Annotated in this window: 1 protein-coding gene; it reads left to right on the plus strand. The window is 60.7% G+C overall.

The genetic code is table 11. The features are described from left to right. On the plus strand, nt 1–356 hold a 356-nt coding region (locus tag QWI17_RS06840), incomplete at both ends, for a DnaB-like helicase C-terminal domain-containing protein (protein ID WP_302721775.1).

Here is a 356-nt window from a genome sequence, read left to right on the forward strand (position 1 = left end):
CTCGGAAATGCGCGCGCGCACCCGCCGCCTGGCCCGTGAACACGGCGAAATCGCCATGATCATGGTCGATTACCTGCAGCTGATGCAGATTCCGGGTTCGGCCGGTGATAACCGCACCAACGAAATTTCCGAGATTTCCCGCTCGCTCAAAGCCTTGGCAAAGGAATTCAACTGCCCCGTCATCGCCCTGTCGCAGCTGAACCGCTCGCTGGAACAACGCCCGAACAAGCGCCCGGTGAACTCCGACTTGCGTGAGTCCGGTGCAATCGAGCAGGACGCCGACGTGATCATGTTCGTGTACCGCGACGAGGTGTACCACCCCGAGACCGAGCACAAGGGCGTGGCGGAAATCATCA

The organism is Gilvimarinus gilvus, assembly GCF_030518155.1.
GTDB classification, from domain to species: domain Bacteria; phylum Pseudomonadota; class Gammaproteobacteria; order Pseudomonadales; family Cellvibrionaceae; genus Gilvimarinus; species Gilvimarinus gilvus.